The organism is Stenotrophomonas sp. FW305-C-20-S1 (assembly GCF_058783335.1).
This window is the reverse complement of sequence record NZ_JBYTEK010000012.1, coordinates 53396-72164: the sequence shown is the minus strand read 5'-3', so window position 1 is coordinate 72164 and position 18769 is coordinate 53396. Positions and strand designations below refer to the sequence as shown.

Here is an 18769-nt window from a genome sequence, read left to right as displayed (position 1 = left end):
ACGGCCAATGACCCCCAACCCGATCGCGCCGCTTGTCGGCATCGTCATGGGTTCCCGCTCCGACTGGGAAACCATGCAGCACGCCGCCCAGAAGCTTGAAGCTCTGGGTGTTCCGTTCGAAGTGAAGGTGGTGTCCGCGCATCGGACGCCGGATGTGTTGTTCAGTTATGCCGAGCAGGCCGGTTCGCGCGGGCTGCGCGCGATCATCGCCGGCGCCGGCGGTGCCGCGCATCTGCCGGGCATGATCGCGGCCAAGACCGCGGTGCCGGTGCTGGGCGTGCCGGTGCAGTCCAAGGCCCTCAACGGCATGGATTCGCTGCTGTCGATCGTGCAGATGCCGGCCGGCATCCCGGTCGCCACCTTCGCCATCGGCAATGCCGGCGCGTCCAATGCCGCACTGTTCGCCGCCGCGATGCTGGCCAGCGACCAGCCGGCCATCGGCCAGGCGCTGGACAGCTTCCGCGCGCGCCAGACCGAAGACGTGATGGCCCACGACGATCCGCGCCAATGAGCCTGACCGTCGGCATCCTCGGCGGCGGCCAGCTCGCCCGCATGATGGTCCTGGCCGGTGCGCCGCTGGGACTGCGCTTCGAACTGTATGATCCGGCAGCCGACGCCTGCAGTGGCCCGCTGGCACCGCTCACCGTGGGTGCCTTCGATGATCGCCAGGCACTGGCTGACTTCGCCGCCAAAGTCGATGTGATCACCTTCGATTTCGAGAACGTGCCGGCGGACAGCGCGCAATGGCTGGCCGACCGTGTGCCGGTCTACCCGCCGCCGTCGGCGCTGGCGGTGGCCCAGGACCGGTTGAGCGAGAAGACCCTGTTCCAGCAGCTGGGCATTCCGCTGCCGGCCTTCGCCGATATCCGCAGCCGCGATGAGCTGGCTGCCAGGGCCGCCGAATTCGGCCTGCCGTGCATCCTCAAGACCCGCCGCCTGGGCTACGACGGCAAGGGCCAGTTCCGCCTGCGCAGCGAAGCGGACATCGATGCGGCATGGCAGGCCCTGGGGGCGCAGGTCGAGCGCACCGGCCTGATCCTCGAGGGCTTTGTTGCCTTCCAGCGCGAAGTCAGCGTGGTGGCCGTGCGCGGCCGCGATGGCAGCTTCCAGGCTTGGCCGGTCACCGGCAACTGGCATGTCGACGGCGTGCTGTCGGCCAGCGTGGCACCGGCGGTGCTGTCCGCTGTCGAGCACGAAGCAGCGATCGGCTATGCCCGTCGTGTTGCCGAACACCTGCAGTACGTGGGTGTGTTCGCGCTGGAACTGTTCTGCCGCGACGGTGAACTGCTGGCCAACGAGATGGCGCCGCGCGTGCACAATTCCGGGCACTGGACCATCGAAGGCAGCGAAACCTCCCAGTTCGAGAACCACCTGCGTGCGGTGCTCGGCCTGCCGCTGGGCAGTACCCGCATGCTCGGCCATGCCTGCATGCTGAACTGGCTGGGGGCAATGCCCGACCCGACGCCGGTGCTGCAGCAGGCCAGTGGCCATTGGCACGATTACGGCAAGGAATCGCGTGACGGCCGCAAGGTGGGTCACGCCACCCTGCGTGATGATGATGCCGATGCACTTGCTGATGCGCTGGAGCAGGTAGGCCTGGAACTTGACCGCCAGGCCCAGGTGGCCCCTGCGGTACACGCGCTGCGTAACGGCTGACCGAGGTGATGCCGGCCGTCGGCCGGCAGGCGCCGCTGAACCCGGTAGTGCCGGCCGCTGGCCGGCAACGCCCACCAAGGTGGGCATCTACCAGAGCAACGCCCACCAATGTGGGCATCTACCAGAGCAGGGCCCACCAAGGTGGGCATTTACCAGAGCGGGGCCGACCAGGATGGGCATCCACCACGGCCAGGCGTGATGCCGGTAGCGCCGGGCCATGCCCGGCGGATACGGATGCCCGTCGGTCTCAGCGCAGCTGGCTCTCGGCGAATTCCCAGTTCACCAGTTGCCAGAATGCTTCCAGATAGCGTGCACGATCATTCTGGTAGTCGGTGTAGTACGCGTGCTCCCAGACATCGCAGCAGAGCAGCGGCGTGCTGTCGCCGGTCAGCGGCGTACCCGCATTGCGGGTGGCCTGCAGGCCGAGCTGCCCGCCGGGGTGCTGCACCAGCCACACCCAGCCGGAGCCGAACAGGCCAAGCGCGGTTCGATTGAACTCTTCGCGCAGACGCTGGCCGTCGCCGAACTGGCGCTTGACCAGTTCGCCCAGGCGGCCCTGCGGCTCGCCACCGCCGCGCGGGCGCAGGCATTGCCAGTAGAAGCCGTGGTTCCACGCCTGGGCGGCGGCATCGAACAGCGCGCCCTGGGCGTGGCGGACAATGTCCTCCAGTGTGGCTTCTTCCCATTCGGTGCCGACAATGGCGGCATTGACCGCCTCGATGTAGGCGCGATGGTGGCGACCGTGATGCAGTTCCACGGTCTGTGCCGACAGGTGCGGCTGCAGGGACGAGGGCAGGTAGGGCAGGGCGGGCAGTTCGACGGGCATGGACAGGTTCGTGGCCAGGGGGCGGCGGCAGCCGGTACCATCGGCTTACAATGGCAGCTACCGTGGGCAGTCTAGCCGACCATCGCGGTTGGTTTGTCCGGCGAAGCAAGGAGTGAGGTGTGGCGGTAATGCAGCAAATCCAGGCCGAGGTGGATCGTTACCCGCTCGTGCTGTTCATGAAGGGCACCCCGCAATACCCCATGTGCGGCTACTCCAGCCGCGCCGTGCAGGCCTTGATGGCCGCAGGCGCCGTCGCACTGCGCACGGTCAATGTGCTGGAAGAGCCGGAGATCCGCGCCAATCTGCCGCGCTTCTCCAATCTGCCCACTTTCCCGCAGCTGTTCATCAACGGTGAGTTGATCGGCGGCTGCGACATCGTCATGGAACTGTTCGAAGCCGGCGAGCTCAAGCGCATCGTCGAAGAGGCTGCGCAGGGATGAGCGCCTGGCCATCGACGTCACCGGCAGACGGGGCGCTCGATGGCCGCCCGTTGCAGGACCGTGTGGTGCTCATTGCCGGTGCGGGCGGCGGGCTCGGCAGCGCTGCCGCTGTTGCAGCCGCTGAGGCGGGGGCGACCGTGGTCCTGCTGGGGCGCAAGCCACGAAGGCTGGACCGGGTCTACGCCCAGGTGCAGGCGGTTGGGCCGGAGCCCCTGTTGTACCCGTTGGACCTGGAAGGTGCCGGTCCCGACGACTATGCCGAACTGGCCCAGGCGGTGGCGCAGGAGCTGGGGCGCCTTGATGGCCTGCTGGTCTGCGCGGCCCACTTTCCCGGCCTGACCCCGTTCGAGCTGGCCGACCCGGCCAGCTTCGCCCGCGCCGTGCACGTCACCCTGACCGCTCCGGCCTGGCTGGCCCAGGCCTGCCTGCCGTTGCTGCGCCAGCGTGAAGACGCGGCGCTGGTATTCACCGTGGATGCCCCTGAGCGGGTGGGGCAGGCGTACTGGGGCGGCTACGGTGTCGCCCAGCACGGCCTGCGCGGGCTGATCGGCAGCCTGCATGACGAGCTGGCCCGCAGCCCGGTGCGGGTGAGTGGCCTGTATCCCGGCCCCTTGCGTACCGCCCTGCGTGCGCGGGCCTATTCGATCGACCAGGACCCGGCCGCATGCGGCCCCGAGGCCGCCGCGGCAGCGGCCGTGACCCTGTTGTCCGCTGCCGGACTGGCGTGGCGCGGGCAGGTGCTCGATGCGGGCAATCCGCCATCGACGAGTGAAGACGTTCGTAAAGCGGAATGAAGATTCCGTCACGATAGCGTTGCGATCCGGTGCCGTTTGTCGCACAACCGTCACATTGAAAGCGTAGCGTGTTAATCTAGTGTTAACCGTTGCGGCAGCTGCCGTTCACGGTAGGGAACCCCAGATAAATGTCCGAACAGCCGCCCGCAAGGCTGCTTGGATGCGCTTTTTTTCCGCCATCGCCAACTCGCATCGAGGCTACCGAACAATGACTCACCCATTCCGGATGTCCAAGCTCACCCTTGGTCTCGTGGCTGCGCTCGCCGCCGCTCCCGCCTTCGCCCAGAGCACCTCTGCCGGTGTCGGCGGCCAGGTCGTGTCCAATGCGGGCGCGCCTGTTGCTGGTGCTGAAGTCACCATCACCCACACCGAATCGGGCACCGTTTCGCGTGCGACCACCGATGCGTCGGGTCGTTACAACGCGCGCGGCCTGCGCGTGGGTGGTCCGTACACCATCACCATCACCAAGCCGGGTGAGGGCACCAAGACCGAAGAGGGCGTGTACCTCAACCTGAACCAGGTCAACACGGTCAACGCCAACCTGGCCGGCGATGTTGCCGCCACCAATCTGGATGCCGTCCAGGTCGTGGCTGCTGCAGTGGGCAGCGACCTGTTCAGCGCCTACAAGATGGGCACCGGCACCAACGTCAACCGCGAAACGCTGGAGTCGCTGCCGTCGGTGAACCGCAACATCCAGGATTACATCCGCCTCGATCCGCGCATCTCGCAGGTCAGCAAGGCCGACGGTGCGATCTCGGTCGGTGGTCAGAACACCCGTTACAACGCGATCCGCATCGATGGCATCGGTGCCGGCGATCCGTTCGGCCTGGAATCCAACAACCTGCCGACCGAGCGTCAGCCGGTGTCGATGGATGCGATCCAGGAAATCAACATCGACATCGCCAACTACGACACCACCATTGCCGGCGGTACGGGCGCGGTGATCAATGCGGTGACCAAGTCGGGTACCAACAACTTCGGCGGCACCGTGTATTACGCGTACCGCGACAAGGACATGGTCCGCAAGAACCTGGACGATGTCCGCTTCAACGGTTTTGATGACGAAAAGACCTACGGCATGACCTTCGGCGGCCCGATCGTCAAGGACAAGCTGTTCTTCTTCGCCAACTACGAAAAGATGGAGCGTTCGGCCCCGGGCGTCAGCCTGACCGATTCGCCGTACGGCAAGGGCACCATCACCGATGCCGACATCACCCGCGCGCAGCAGATCGCGACCGGTTACGGCTTCGACGCAGGTTCGCTCAACGCCCCGGCCAACAAGACCGAGGTCGAAGAGTACGCGCTGAAGATCGACTGGAACATCAACGAGAACCACCGTGCCGCGGTGCGTTACAACAAGCTCGAGCAGAATGTTGTCCGCTTCCCGCAGATCAGCAACAGCGCGGTTTCGCTGAGCACCTTCTGGTACCAGCAGCCGAAGACCTATGAATCCTGGATGGGCGAGCTGTTCAGCGACTGGTCCGAGAATTTCTCGACCGAGTTCAAGATCTCGCACAAGGAATACACCTCGGTCCGTACCACGCCGTCGAGCCTGCCGCAGATCCAGATCCGTGGTTTTGGCGCCAGCGGCAATGACTCGCTGTACTTCGGTACCGAGCAGAACTCGCACGTCAACGCGGTCGAGAGCAAGGAGCTGAGCGCCTTCGGTGCCGCCACCTGGTACGTCGGCGACCACACCGTCAAGTTCGGCTTCGACTACTCCGACAACGACCTGCTGAACTACTACGGTCGTAACGTCAACGGCGCGTATGTGTTCAACAACCTCAGCGATTTCGCTGCAGGTCGCGTCAACCAGTACGTTGTGCGTGCGCCGCGCGCCGGCGGCAGCTACGACGACATCCCGGCCAAGTACACGCTGAAGAACACCGGCCTGTTCATCCAGGACAGCTGGGCCATCAACAGCAACCTGACCGTGCAGGCCGGCGTCCGCGTCGACATGCCGGACTTCGGCACGCAGAAGCTGTACAACCCGCGCATCATGGAACTGTACGGCTACGACAACACCCAGCTGCCTGACAGCAAGCTGGTGCAGCCGCGCTTCGGCTTCAACTACACCTTCGACAGCGATCGTCCGACCCAGCTGCGCGGTGGCGTGGGCCTGTTCGGTGGCGCGGCCCCGAACGTGTGGCTGGCAGGTGCCTACCAGAACACCGGCCTGAACTACACCGAGTACACCGTTCGTAACCAGACCGGCATTTTCACCCCGAACACCAATCCGCCGTACATCCCGGCTGCGGGTGCCGGTGCTCGTCAGAACGTGGACATCGCTGCGCCTGACCTGAAGCTGCCGTCGGTGTGGAAGTCCAACATCGCCTTCGATCACGAGCTGCCGTGGTATGGCATCGTTGCGTCGGCTGAGTTCCTGTACACCAAGGTCAAGAGCGCGATCTACTTCGAGCGCCTGGACCTGTACAACGCTTCGGGCGTTGCAGCGACCCGCATCGGCCAGGATGGTCGCGAGCTGTACTGGAATCCGGCGGGCTACACGCCGTGCGCCGGCGCCAACTGCTCCATCCGTGAAGGCAGCAACGGTGCGGGCGGCAAGTTCAATCGTCCCTCTGACATGGGCGACGTGCTGCTCATGAAGAACACCGACAAGGGCAGCAGCCGCCAGTTCACCGCCGGTCTGAACAAGCCGCTGACCGAGAACTGGGGCTGGTCGCTGGCCTACACCTACACCGCCGCGAAGGAAGTCAGCCCGCTGACCAGCTCGCAGAACACCTCCAACTGGGGCAGCACCCTGATCGGTACCGCCAACGAGAACGTGGCCTATGATTCGCGCTACGCGATCAAGGACCGCGTGACCGGTTCGATCAACTGGAAGAAGGCGTTCTTCGGCAACTACAACACCACCGTGGGCCTGTTCTACGAAGGTCGTTCGGGTCGTCCGTTCAGCTACATCTACTACAACGACATGAACGGCGATGCCGCCGCCACCACTGGCGCCGGTTACTTCAACGACCTGTTCTACGTGCCGAATGGCCCGGGCGACGTCAAGTTCACCGGCGGTGCGGCGATGGAGAAGGCCTTCTTCGACTGGCTTGCCGCCAACCCGCAGCTGGAGAAGTACCGCGGCGAGATTGCTCCGGCAAACGCCTTCCGTACCAAGTGGGTGAACAGCTTCGACCTGCACATCGCCCAGGAATTCCCGGGCTTCGTGAAGGAGCACAAGGGTGAGCTGGCGCTGGACATCATGAATGTCGGCAACCTGCTCAACAAGAAGTGGGGCCGTATTGAAGATTACGGTTTCAACTCCACCTCCCGCGTGGCCAGCTACGCAGGTATCGATCCGGCAACCGGCAAGTACATCTACAACTTCACCGGCGCCACCGATACCCCGACCATCCAGGAAAACAACAACGACAAGGGCAACACCGGTGTGTCGCGCTGGTCGATGCAGCTGACCCTGAAGTACAAGTTCTGATCCGTCAGAGCGTGATGCAGTAAAGGAAAACGGCCGGGGAAACCTGGCCGTTTTCCGTTCAGGCGAAAGTCCTTGCGGGAGATGGTGCATCGGCGTAGCATCCAGACACGTGCGCGGCGCAGATGCCACCGAAGCGGTCCCAAGCGGCGAACGCGGGACGCACCTATCCAACGGTCGGGCTTCCCGGCCGTTTTGCTTTTTAAGGGGGCGGCAGTACAGTCGGACACCTTAAAGGAAGCAGAAAAGTGGATATGACAACGAATGAAAAGGCAGCGCGGACGCTGCCGGTGCAGGACGCGCGGATCTACCCGCGTGGTGGCCTGGATGTGCTGTCGCGGGCCGAGGTTGCGCGCCTGCGCGACGCCTCCAGTGGTGGCATGCACGAGCTGCTGCGCCGCTGCGCGCTGGCCGTGCTGACCAGTGGAAGTGCCTCCGATGATCCGCGCGCCGCGCGCGATCTTTACCCCGATTTTGACATCCAGGTCGCACAGCAGGATCGCGGCGTGCGCATCGACCTGGCCAATGCGCCGGCGATGGCGTTCGTCGATGGCGAGATCATCCGCGGCGTGGCCGAGCTGCTGTTCGCGGTGGTCCGTGACCTGGCGTACATGGCCATCGAGATGGGCCCGGCCTACGCGGCCGAGCTGGAGTCGTCCGAGGGCATCACCAATGCGGTGTTCGGGCTGCTGCGCAACGCACGCATCCTCAACCCGGGTGACCCGAACCTGGTGGTCTGCTGGGGCGGCCACTCGATTTCGCGCGACGAGTACCTGTATACCAAGCAGGTCGGTTACGAGCTGGGCCTGCGCGGCCTGGACATCTGTACCGGCTGCGGCCCGGGCGCGATGAAGGGCCCGATGAAGGGCGCCACCATCGCCCACGCCAAGCAGCGCCGGACCGTGACGCGCTACATCGGCCTGACCGAGCCGGGCATCATCGCCGCCGAGTCGCCGAACCCGATCGTCAACCACCTGGTGATCATGCCGGACATCGAGAAGCGCCTTGAGGCCTTCGTCCGCATCGGCCACGGCATCATCGTGTTCGCCGGTGGCGTGGGTACCGCCGAAGAGATCCTGTACCTGCTCGGCATCCTGCTGCGCGAGGAGAACAAGGACCTGCCGTTCCCGCTGATCCTGACCGGCCCGACCGTCGCTGCGCCGTACTTCGAGCAGATCGACCGTTTCATCCGCCTGACCCTGGGCGACGCCGCGGCCGAGCGCTACGAAATCGTCATCGGTGACCCGGTGGCGGTGGCCAAGAAGATGTCGGCCGGCATCAAGCGCGTGCGTGAGCATCGCCTGGCGCAGAAGGATTCGTTCTTCTTCAACTGGTCCATCGAGATTCCGTGGGAATACCAGCAGCCGTTCGTGCCGACCCACGAGGCGATGGCGGCGCTGGACCTGCACCACGGGCGTGCGCCGCACGCGCTGGCAGCCGATCTGCGCCGGGCCTTCTCGGGCATCGTCGCCGGCAACGTGAAGGAAGACGGCATGCGCCGCATCGAGGAGTTCGGGCCGTTCCAGATCCATGGCGACCCCGACATGATGCAGGCCCTGGACGCGCTGCTGCGTGCCTTCGTCGAGCAGCGCCGGATGAAGATCTCCGGCGAATACCAGCCCTGCTACCAGGTGCTGGCGTAAGCGAGGCGAGGGTGGCTGGCCGGCGCGGCGGGGACCGCGCCGGACCGGTGGGGGAGGGCGGGATGTCAAGGGTTTGACGCCCGTCGCCCGGATCTGACCGTTCATCCTGCCGCCGCTTGCCGGCGACAGGCCGGTGCGCCATCGTGGCCACCAACACGCTGGGGAGCGTCCAATGTCTTTGCGCCGGCAAAACGGCTTCACGCTGATTGAGTTGATGGTCACCCTGACCGTCTTCGTGATCCTGGCGTCGATCGCCTATCCGAGCTTCCGCAGCATGATTCGTTCGAACCGGCTGGCAACTGCCAACAACGAAGTGATCGCGTTGACCAACCTCGCGCGCAGCGAGGCCATCCGCAACAACCGTGGTGGTGGCCTCTGTGGCAGTACCGATGGCCAGGCGTGTGACGGTGAATGGTCCAAGGGGCTGCTGGCCTGGTCCGATCTCGACGCTGATGGCGTGCTGGGCAGCAATGACAGCGTGCTGCGCTTCTCCCTGGGCAACCCGCAATTGAGCGTGGTTGGTCCCCCGGGAGCGACCATCGCCTTTGATGGCCGTGGCCGTCGCAAGGCCGCGGACGATCAGACGGTGGTGCTGTCCCCGGCGTCCTGCAAGGCCGGCGAACAGCGCAGCACATTGACGATCAACAAGTCCGGCCAGGTCCGGGTGACCAAGGGAACCTGCTCATGAATCGCCGCAACCTTGCCTCTCCGCGTTCGTCCCAGGGTGGCTTCAGCCTGATCGAAGTGATGGTGGCGTTGTTGATCCTGGCGTTCGGGCTGCTCGGCTTTGCCTTGCTGCAGACCACGAGCGTGCGCTTCGTACAGAGTGCCAATTACCGGACCCAGGCGACCAACCTGGCCAACGACCTGATCGAACTGATGCGCGCCCAGCGCACCGATACGCTTGCCGGCGGGGCCTACTCTTCGGCCTCGTTCGCTGCCGGAGCGGTGACGGCCAATGGTGCTTGTGCCTGGCCGACCGGCGCGGCGGTGACGCCGAAGACCAACGTGGCACGCTGGCAATGTGAGGTTGTGAAGACACTCGGTGAAAAGGCCAGCGCAGAGGTCCAGTTTACCCAGAGCACCGGCCGGGTCAGCGTGGCCATTACCTGGGGTGATCAGCGTTGGGATCCGAAGGAGCCCGACAGCCTCACCACCTTCGGCCTGACCACTTTCCTGTGAGCGCGTCCATGAGTCCGTCTTCACGAGCCCGCGGCCTGTCGCTGATCGAACTGATGATCGCCATGGTCATCGGTCTGGTCCTTCTGCTGGGCATCACGCAGATCTTCATCGCGTCCCGCGCGGCTTCACGCCTGTCCGAGGGGGCTGCCCGGACCCAGGAGAATGCACGTTTCGCATTGGACTTCCTGCAGCGTGACCTGCGCATGGCGGGTCACTTTGGCTGCGTGAACGACCAGGCGCATGTGATCAAGAACACCGGCGATGTCCGCTACAACCTTGGTATCGCCGCCGGCAGTGGAGATCCGCTGGATTTCTCGGTGCCGGTGCAGGGGTATGAGGCCGCAGGCACCGCCCCGACCAATACACTGACCCTGGGGCGCACGTGGAGCGCGGCGATATCCGTGCCCAAGAGCATCATCAACCTGAAGCCGGCGCCGCTGCCCGGCAGTGATGTGCTTGTGCTCCGCCTGTTGAGCCCGGAAGGGGCGGTTGTGACAGGCGTCGGTGTGGATGGAACTACAACCACGGTGACGGTGTCCAGTAACGGCATGGCGCGCCTGAAGGCGGGTGCTGCCGGCACTCCGACGGTGTTCGCGCTGGCCGATTGCACCCGCGCCGATGTGTTCCCGGCCACCATCAGTGGATCCACCGTCAAGATCGAGAAACTGGATCTGACCGGCTATTCGGTCAACAACGCGATGACGATGCTGTATCGCGCCGATGGCCTGGTGTATTACATCGCGAGCAACGGCAACAATGAGCCTGCCCTGTACCGCGCCCGCGCCAACGGAGCCGGTGGCTACGGTGACGGTGAGGAGCTGGTGGAGGGCATCGAGAGCATGCAGCTCCTGTACGGCCTTGACGCAACGCCGGATATTTCGCTTTCCACCCCGCCCAGTGGCCGCATCGTCGACCAGCGTGTTGCCAATGCCGTCAGCACCGCGACGGATGCGACCGCTGTTGGCGCATGGCGCCGCGTCGGCATGGTGCAGGTGGGGCTGCTTGCGCGCAGCCCGCAGCGGGCGTCGGCGCAGGCTCCGGGTTCGGCAGCCACCTACCTGGGGGTGCTTGGTGTGACCATCGCGCCGGGCGATCCCTATGACCAGCGCCACCGTGGCGCCTATGAAGTTTCCGTTGCGTTGCGCAACCGCCTGTTCGGGAATTGACGACCATGCGCTCCATCAAGATGTCTTCGCGCCGCACCTTCTCTGCCCCTGTCCGGCAGCGTGGTGCCGTGCTCTACGTCGCGCTGATGCTGCTGATCATGCTGGCGCTGCTGGGCGTGATAGGCATGCAGGTAGCCGGCATGCAGGAGCGCATGGCATCGGGCTACCGTGCCGGCAACGTAGCCTTCCAGAGTGCCGAGGGCGCCGCCCGCAGTGCCGAGAATGCCGTGGAGAAGATTGCCAATCGCCAGTCGCCGGGTGACAGCCCGACGGTTACCTCGGCCGACATCGATCAACGCTGCGACGATGGCTTCGATCCATCGGACTGGGTCGCCAAGACCAAGCTGGGCAGCAAGCCGGCAGTGAAGGTCCGGCAGATCCAGGGCTGCATCCAGGGAGAAGGGGCGCTGGACATGGGCAAGCCGTTGGAGGCCGCAACACCGGTCTACCAGATCACGACGTACGCCGGCGACACGGCCACCGACGCGACATCGCGCTCGGCGGTCGACACCGTATTCAAGCTGTGAGGGTGGGGAACCCATGAACACGCGAAATCGCAGGATCCTGGCGGGCGTAGGCCTTGCCGTTGTCGCCGCTGGCGGCTACCTGGTGCATACCCTGATGGCCGCGCAGGCGCAGGGTGTGTTGGCGCAGGAGCCCTTGAACGTGCAGGTGCAGACACCGCCTGCGTTCATCATGGCCGTGGATGACTCGAATTCGATGACCTTCGAGCGCATGTTCCCGGGCGGTGACGGGCGGTTGATCTTCAGCACGTCGACTGGCAGCTTCTTCAACAACAATGGCAGCTTCTACAGCGTTGGGCAGGACTGCAACTCCGGTTCAGTCGATTGCTATCTTTACCTTTACGCGCACAACAACTACAACGAGCGCTATTCGTATGGTCGTGCGATCCCGCCGCTGGATATCTTCGGCTTCGCCCGCTCGCACGTCTACAACGCCAGCTACTACAACCCGTCAGTCAGCTACAAGCCGTGGCTGAGGGCCGATGGAACCCGCTGGAACCCTGCCAGTACCACGGCGGCGCGTGTCGACCCGCGCTCCGGATTTGCGGGGTACGACATCACGTACAACATGACCAGTGTCCGTTCAAGCAGCGGTGAGGGATTCCAGTTCGTCGACGGGATGAAGATTCCCGATCTCACGGGAACCGACAATGCGTATTACCGCAACAACGCCTGGCGCACCGCTTCGCGTGACATCGGCTCTGCGGTGCAATATGGCGTGCAGTACTTCCCGGCGACCTTCTACCTGCCGGAGAATTCCCCGGCGCCGTACGGATACAAGTCGGACGATGCGAATCGACCGGTGATCCAGGGGGCCTGTGGGCCCAAGTGCAATCTGCGCCGCTATCAGATCAAGAAGGACAACTACAGCATCGATGGTGCCTACGATACTGCGGTGCAGAACTTCGCCAATTGGTTCCAGTATCACCGCAGCCGCACGCTGGCCATTGTCGGTGCGTCCACCGAGGCGTTGTACGGCGTCGACAACATGCGGGTGGGTTACTTCACGATCAATGACCTGAAGAACGTGAAGATGCATGATCTGGTGACCAACCGCGCCGATCTCTATCAGCAGATCTACGGATTGAAGCCGATCAGCGGCACGCCCAACCGTCGTGCTGTGGAGTATCTGGCCGAACAGTTCCGCCGTACCGATGACGGCGCGCCCGTCATCCGCGCCTGCCAGCGCAATGGCGGCATGTTGTTCACGGATGGCTACACGAATTCCAAGAACTATCCGAATGGCTCGTTCGCCAACGCGGACGCGGTCAATACCGTGAATCTGCCGACACTGCCCTTCGCCGACAATTACAGCAATACGATGGCCGACATCACTGCGGCCTATTACTCGGGCAGCAAGACGCCGCTTCGTTCCGATACCGGCTTCCCCAAGGGGCAGGTGCCGGTGGACGAGCGCTGCGGCACGTTGTCCCAAGGCAGCGCGGAGTGGAAGCGACTGGACTGCCAGGCCGATCTGCACATGAATTTCTACGGTGTCACGCTTGGTGCTCAGGGGCGGATTTACGGCGTGAATGCTGCCGCCACGGCGGATCCGTACAAGAATCCGCCGAACTGGAACGGCAGCCCTGATCCGTCGACGGTGGACGATGGAACGGTCATCGATGAGATCTGGCACGCCGCGCTCAACAGCCGTGGTGAATTCATCAATGCGCAGACGCCTGCCGATGTAACCGAGGCGATGCGACGTGTGTTGGCCTCGATTTCCGGCGGCAAGTCGTCGTCGGGAACCATTGGCATGACCGGCGCCCGCATTGGCGCAGGTTCGCTGTCGGTGACGCCAAGCTATGACATCCGCAATGGTGCGACCGACTGGTCGAGCAAGCTGAAGGCGTCGACCGTGAAGATCAACAGTGACCAGGTCGCTGTGTTCAGCGAGGCCTGGGAGGCGTCAACGAAACTCGCTTCAACGGGTCGCCGCATCGTGGCCAACAAAGCGGGTACGCTGGTTGACTTCGGTTCGGCCGACATCAGCCTGGCCGATCTGTGCAGCAAGCCGGATGGCAAGTACGCAGAGATGCTGGTGTGCTCTACTGACAAGCTGAAGTCCATTGATGCTGATATCGACACGGCCATCCGCTATCTGAAAGCGGATACGACGATGGAAAAGCGCAGCGGCGGCAAGTACCGCGACCGCACCACGCCGCTGGGCGATATCGTCAATTCGGCGCCGGTGGTCAGTTCGCCTACCGATGACTACGGCTATCGCCAGCTCGGCGAAGATTATGCCGTCAGCTATGCCAAGTACCTGGACACCAAGGCGAAGAGTGGTCGTTACACGGTGTACGTCGGTGCCAATGACGGCATGCTGCATGCCTTCGATGGTGGAATGGGGGCATCGGGTGAGATGGACAGTACGGGAGGGACCGAGCGCTTTGCGTACATTCCCTCAACCTCGCTGGGCCATATGGCCAACCTGCTGTTCCCGTACAAACCGGATACCGCTGATCAGACCTTCCGCCATCGCTATTTCGTCGACGGTGCAATCACCATCTCGGACATGCTCGTAGGCAGCACCTGGCAGACGGGACTGGTCGGTACGGCTGGCGCTGGTGGTCGCTCGGTATTTGCGCTGGACGTGAGTGACCCGGCAGCGTTTACCACGCGTCAAGCGCTCTGGGAGATCAGCGACCTGAACATGTCGTTGGCCGAGGGCGTGCGCAACAACATCGGCTTCGTGCTGGGCAAGCCGGTGATCGTACCGGTGAAGGAAGGCAAGACGGTTGCATGGAAGGCGATCTTCGGCAACGGCTATAACAGTGCCAGCCGCAAGGCCGTACTGTTCGTCGTGGATATGGCGTCCGGCGCCACGCGGATGATCGAGGCGGTAGAGAGCAATGCCTCGGGAGCCAATATCTCCGGAGACAATGGGTTGGGCAACGTGGTGGTGGTGGATCGCTGGCGTGGCGACAGCCAGGACCTGCGCGGTCGCGATGGTCTTGCCGATACCGTCTACGCCGCCGATCAGCGTGGCGCCATCTGGAAATTCGACCTCACTGATAGTTCCAACACGGCGCTGACCGTTCCCGTATTCACCACCCAGGTCAGCCAGGACACCAGCGCGCGGAACTTCCGCCAGCCGATCACGGGCGGCATGACCGCTGCGACCGGTCCATCGGGTGGCGTGATGCTGTATTTCGGTACGGGCAGCTTCTCGTTCTACAGTGACAAGGACGACACCTCGCGACAGGCGTTGTATGCGGTCAATGACATTGGCGGGAAGAGGGTCACATCCACCTTGACCTCGGCCAATCTGGCGCCCTATACCGCGGATGCTCCGGCGACGGGCGCCGAGGCGCGCAGGATTGTGGCAGGGACTGCGCCGGCCAATGCGCGAGGGTGGGTGATCAACCTGCCTGCGAGCAACGGTGAACGGTTCGTTGGTAATCCACTGCTGGTCAGCGGCATCATGTTCATGCCGACCTATGTCCCCAATCTGGAAACCGTTGGCTGTTCGACGAGTGGTTCGAACTGGCTGTTTGGTCTTTCCTCGCTGACCGGTGCGCCTGCCCTGGAGAATGTCCGGACCGGTTCACCCACGGGTGTCAAGCCGGCGTCGGGTACAGCGGGCCTGTCGTTGAAGACCGAGGGAACCGCGCCGGTCAAGGACGTATCACTGTCGGTCATACCGCGTCTGGGTAGTGGCAAGGAAGGTCCGCCCGGGGGCAGCTCTTGCTGGATGGTGGTAGGCGCCGCCGGCAGCCAGTCGCTGTATCTGCCTTATCCCTGCGGTCGCCAGTCCTGGCGGCAGCTCCAGTGACCCCTGTGCGAGGATCCACATCCATGCAGTCTTTCCGTGCGCCTCATCGCTCAGCGGGCTTTACGTTGATCGAATTGATGATCGTGGTGATCGTCATCGGCATCCTGGCGGCCATCGCCATTCCTTCGTACCAGCAGTACGTACTTCGATCACACCGTGCAGTAGCCAAAGCGGACCTGGCCGAGTACGCGCAACGTGCGGAGCGCTATCACTCCAGCAACAATTCCTACTCGGGCTACACCCTGCCCAGCAAGGTCTCGCCACGCGAGGGCGGGGCGACGCGATACGACCTGAGTTACAAGGGCGATGGTTCCACGTTCACGATCACGGCGTCTCCTTCGGGTACGCAGGTCAAGGACAGCTGCGGCAAGCTGACCCTCGACCAGGCCAACCGGAAGACCTCGGAAGGAGCGGTTTCCGATTGTTGGTAGTGGGTGTTGATCTTCCAGGATTCGACCAGTACAATGCGCCTCCCCGCCCGAATAGCTCAGCCGGTTAGAGCACTTGACTGTTAATCAGGGGGTCGTTGGTTCGAGTCCAACTTCGGGCGCCAGATACTGCAGAAGCCGCGAGAAATCGCGGCTTTTTGCTTTTCTTTGCTCTGTTCAGCACGGCAGATCGCGGTTGCTGCGTTCACTGCGGGTACGCCCGCCATTGTTGACCACCAGCTTGCCGTGCAGGTGTCTGCCAGCGCAGATGCGCAGGGTCAGATTGGCGCCGGGGCTTCGCCCATCCGCCTGGAAAAACAGGAGCGGCCGTCCGCTGCTGGCGTGTGCCAGGATCGAGACATCGTCGCGGCCACGGTGATGGGCCAGGATGGCTTCCGGCGTTGCTGGTGGGCCCCGCCGCAGGCCACTGCGATAGATGATCCAGCCGGCACTCCAGTCGTCCGTGCACTGATGCCCGTCTTCGCTGGCGCACACGCCGATCAGTTCACGCCGGATCAGCGCTTGGCTGCGCGCGCTGGAGAGACTGGCATGCAGCGTCAGCTGCAGTGCGTCGGCGCGGTGGCGCAGCAGTGTTGACTGCAACGTCGGCCATCCTGCCGCCAGCAATACCGAAAGGACGGCAATAATCGTCACCAGTTCAATCAGTTGCATGCCAAGGGTGGGGCCGGGGACAGGGGGGCGTTTCAAGGGCGCGGTCATGGAGCGAGCGTCGCCCCTTTCAATGGGGGTCGCCATCGGGCATCCCCCTGCCGGTCTCCCCGGCTTCCCCTCAGCCGACCGTCACCGGACGCCCCCTATACTTACCTTCCCCGAGACCTGGCAACACCATGAGCGACAGTTTTCAACTTGTCTCGCCGTATTCGCCGGCGGGAGACCAGCCCGATGCCATCGCCAAGCTGACCAGCAATTTCGAGGCCGGCGTCGCCAAGCAGACCCTGCTGGGCGTCACCGGCTCGGGCAAGACCTACACCATCGCCAACGTCATCCAGCAGGTGCAGAAGCCGACGCTGATCATGGCGCCGAACAAGACCCTGGCAGCGCAGCTGTACGGTGAGTTCAAGGCGTTCTTCCCGCACAACGCGGTGGAGTACTTCGTCAGCTATTACGATTACTACCAGCCGGAAGCCTACGTGCCGTCGTCGGACACCTTCATCGAGAAGGACAGTTCGATCAACGAACACATCGAACAGATGCGGCTGGCGGCGACCAAGACCCTGCTGTCGCGACCGGATGCGATCGTGGTGGCGACCGTGTCGGCCATCTACGGCCTGGGTGCGCCGGAAGACTACCTGTCGCTGCGCCTGATCCTGTCCAAGGGCGAGCGCATCGACCAGCGCGACCTGATCAATCACCTGACCCAGCTGCAGTACACGCGCAACGAATACGAGCTGCAGCGCGGTACCTTCCGCGTGCGCGGTGAAGTGATCGACGTGTTCCCGGCGGAGTCGGACAGTGAGGCCCTGCGCATCGAACTGTTCGATGGCGAGGTGGAAAAGATCACGATGTTCGATCCGCTCACCGGCGAGACCATGCGCAACCTCATGCGCTTCACCGTGTACCCGAAGACCCACTACGCGACCACGCGTGAGCGGGTGCTGGCGGCGGTGGAGACCATCAAGGTCGAGCTGAAGGAGCGGTTGGAGCAGCTGTACGCGCAGAACAAGCTGGTCGAGGCGCAGCGCCTGGCCCAGCGCACCCAGTTCGACCTCGAAATGATGGCCGAAGTCGGTTTCTGCAACGGCATCGAGAACTACTCGCGGCATTTGACCGGCAAGAACGCGGGCGAGCCGCCGCCGACCCTGTTCGATTACCTGCCGGCTGATGCGCTGCTGGTGATCGACGAATCGCACGTGACCATTCCGCAGATCGGTGCCATGTTCAAGGGTGACCGGTCGCGCAAGGAAACCCTGGTCGAGTTCGGCTTCCGCCTGCCGTCGGCGCTGGACAACCGTCCGCTGCGCTTCGAGGAGTGGGAGGCGCGCTGCCCGCGCAGCATCTATGTGTCGGCGACACCGGGTCCGTATGAATTCCGCGAGGCCGGAGAGGACATGGCCGAGCTGGTCGTGCGCCCGACCGGGCTGATCGACCCCGTGGTGGAGATCCGCCCGGTCGGCACCCAGGTCGATGACCTGATGAGCGAGGCCAACGAGCGGATCAAGGCCGGTGACCGCGTGCTGGTCACCACCCTGACCAAGCGCATGGCCGAAAACCTCACCGAGTACCTGACCGAGCACGGCATCCGCGTGCGCTACCTGCACTCGGACATCGATACCGTTGAACGCGTGGAGATCATCCGTGACCTGCGTCTGGGCAAGTTCGATGTGCTGGTCGGCATCAACCTGCTGCGCGAGGGGCTGGACATGCCCGAGGTCTCGCTGGTGGCGATCCTAGATGCGGACAAGGAGGGCTTCCTGCGCTCGACCGGCTCGTTGATCCAGACCATCGGCCGTGCGGCGCGCAACGTGCGCGGCAAGGCGATCCTGTATGCGGACAAGATCACCCGTTCGATGCAGGCAGCGATCGATGAGACCGACCGCCGCCGCACCAAGCAGGTCGAGTACAACCTGGAGCACGGGATCACTCCGCGCTCCGTGGCGCGGCCGATCGTCGACGTGCTGGAGGGGGCACGCTCGGACGCCGCCGAGAAGGAGTCCCGCAAGGGCAAGGGCAAAGGCCGTTCCGGGGTGGCAGAGGACACGATCGACTACCGTTCGCTCAGTCCGGCGCAGCTGGCCGCTCGCCTCAAGGCCCTGGAGCAGCGGATGTACCAGCATGCCAAGGACCTGGAATTCGAGGATGCCGCCCGGGTGCGCGACCAGATCAGGCAGCTGAAGGAAGCCAGCCTGGGCTGAACGCGGTAATGCGGCTT

At 64.0% G+C, this 18769-nt stretch carries 15 protein-coding genes and 1 tRNA gene; 14 read left to right on the top strand and 2 right to left on the bottom strand.

The genetic code is table 11. From position 1 onward, the window contains the following. Positions 1-7: 7 nt before the first annotated feature. Positions 8-511 carry a 5-(carboxyamino)imidazole ribonucleotide mutase gene (purE, locus tag AC3WTC_RS08850; protein WP_025875268.1) on the top strand — a complete coding sequence of 168 codons (504 nt, stop codon included), beginning with the start codon at positions 8-10 and terminating at the stop codon, positions 509-511. Continuing rightward, positions 508-1656, top strand: a complete 1149-nt coding sequence (locus AC3WTC_RS08845; RefSeq protein ID WP_080149295.1) for a 5-(carboxyamino)imidazole ribonucleotide synthase — start codon at positions 508-510, stop codon at positions 1654-1656. Before purE ends, AC3WTC_RS08845 begins: the two co-directional genes overlap by 4 nt. 247 nt (positions 1657-1903) lie before the next feature. On the opposite strand, the gene AC3WTC_RS08840 is transcribed toward AC3WTC_RS08845, so the two are convergent. Then, positions 1904-2482 (bottom strand): superoxide dismutase, encoded by a 579-nt coding sequence (locus AC3WTC_RS08840; RefSeq protein WP_032975704.1) that lies wholly within the window; start codon positions 2480-2482, stop codon positions 1904-1906. Positions 2483-2601: 119 nt separating this feature from the next. Here AC3WTC_RS08840 and grxD point away from each other — a divergent pair, with 119 nt between their 5' ends. The 11 genes from grxD to AC3WTC_RS08785 all read left to right on the top strand — a co-directional run bounded on the left by grxD (position 2602) and on the right by AC3WTC_RS08785 (position 16004). Further along, a complete protein-coding gene (gene grxD / locus AC3WTC_RS08835) occupies positions 2602-2922 on the top strand; it encodes a Grx4 family monothiol glutaredoxin (protein ID WP_025875264.1) in 321 nt (106 codons plus the stop codon). Further along, entirely contained in the window at positions 2919-3716 is a 798-nt protein-coding gene (locus AC3WTC_RS08830) for an SDR family NAD(P)-dependent oxidoreductase (RefSeq protein ID WP_025875262.1), read from the top strand. Before grxD ends, AC3WTC_RS08830 begins: the two co-directional genes overlap by 4 nt. Positions 3717-3924: 208 nt before the next feature. Beyond that, entirely contained in the window at positions 3925-7161 is a 3237-nt protein-coding gene (locus AC3WTC_RS08825; protein WP_033830765.1) for a TonB-dependent receptor, read from the top strand. A gap of 251 nt (positions 7162-7412) precedes the next feature. Further along, on the top strand, positions 7413-8801 hold the full coding sequence (gene ppnN, locus AC3WTC_RS08820; protein WP_025875258.1) for a nucleotide 5'-monophosphate nucleosidase PpnN: 1389 nt from the start codon (positions 7413-7415) through the stop codon (positions 8799-8801). 172 nt (positions 8802-8973) lie between these two features. Beyond that, on the top strand, positions 8974-9489 hold the full coding sequence (locus AC3WTC_RS08815; protein ID WP_025875256.1) for a GspH/FimT family pseudopilin: 516 nt from the start codon (positions 8974-8976) through the stop codon (positions 9487-9489). Further along, positions 9486-9983: a type IV pilus modification protein PilV gene (gene pilV / locus AC3WTC_RS08810; protein WP_025875254.1), complete on the top strand. Its 498-nt coding sequence runs from the start codon at positions 9486-9488 to the stop codon at positions 9981-9983. Before AC3WTC_RS08815 ends, pilV begins: the two co-directional genes overlap by 4 nt. Positions 9984-9991: 8 nt before the next feature. Next, positions 9992-11149 carry a PilW family protein gene (locus tag AC3WTC_RS08805; RefSeq protein WP_080149294.1) on the top strand — a complete coding sequence of 386 codons (1158 nt, stop codon included), beginning with the start codon at positions 9992-9994 and terminating at the stop codon, positions 11147-11149. A 5-nt stretch (positions 11150-11154) separates the two neighbouring features. Then, on the top strand, positions 11155-11676 hold the full coding sequence (locus AC3WTC_RS08800; protein WP_032951805.1) for a pilus assembly PilX family protein: 522 nt from the start codon (positions 11155-11157) through the stop codon (positions 11674-11676). A 13-nt stretch (positions 11677-11689) separates the two neighbouring features. Then, positions 11690-15451, top strand: a complete 3762-nt coding sequence (locus AC3WTC_RS08795) for a pilus assembly protein (RefSeq protein ID WP_080149293.1) — start codon at positions 11690-11692, stop codon at positions 15449-15451. Positions 15452-15474: 23 nt separating this feature from the next. Further along, positions 15475-15882 carry a type IV pilin protein gene (locus tag AC3WTC_RS08790; RefSeq protein WP_025875246.1) on the top strand — a complete coding sequence of 136 codons (408 nt, stop codon included), beginning with the start codon at positions 15475-15477 and terminating at the stop codon, positions 15880-15882. 45 nt (positions 15883-15927) lie between these two features. After that, positions 15928-16004, top strand: a tRNA-Asn gene (locus AC3WTC_RS08785). Between the two features lie 52 nt (positions 16005-16056). Here AC3WTC_RS08785 and AC3WTC_RS08780 read toward each other — a convergent pair. After that, a complete protein-coding gene (locus AC3WTC_RS08780) occupies positions 16057-16551 on the bottom strand; it encodes a GspH/FimT family pseudopilin (protein ID WP_059063703.1) in 495 nt (164 codons plus the stop codon). A 176-nt stretch (positions 16552-16727) separates the two neighbouring features. On the opposite strand from AC3WTC_RS08780, the gene uvrB reads away from it, so the two are divergent. Beyond that, entirely contained in the window at positions 16728-18752 is a 2025-nt protein-coding gene (uvrB, locus tag AC3WTC_RS08775; protein WP_025875241.1) for an excinuclease ABC subunit UvrB, read from the top strand. Positions 18753-18769: the final 17 nt, after the last annotated feature.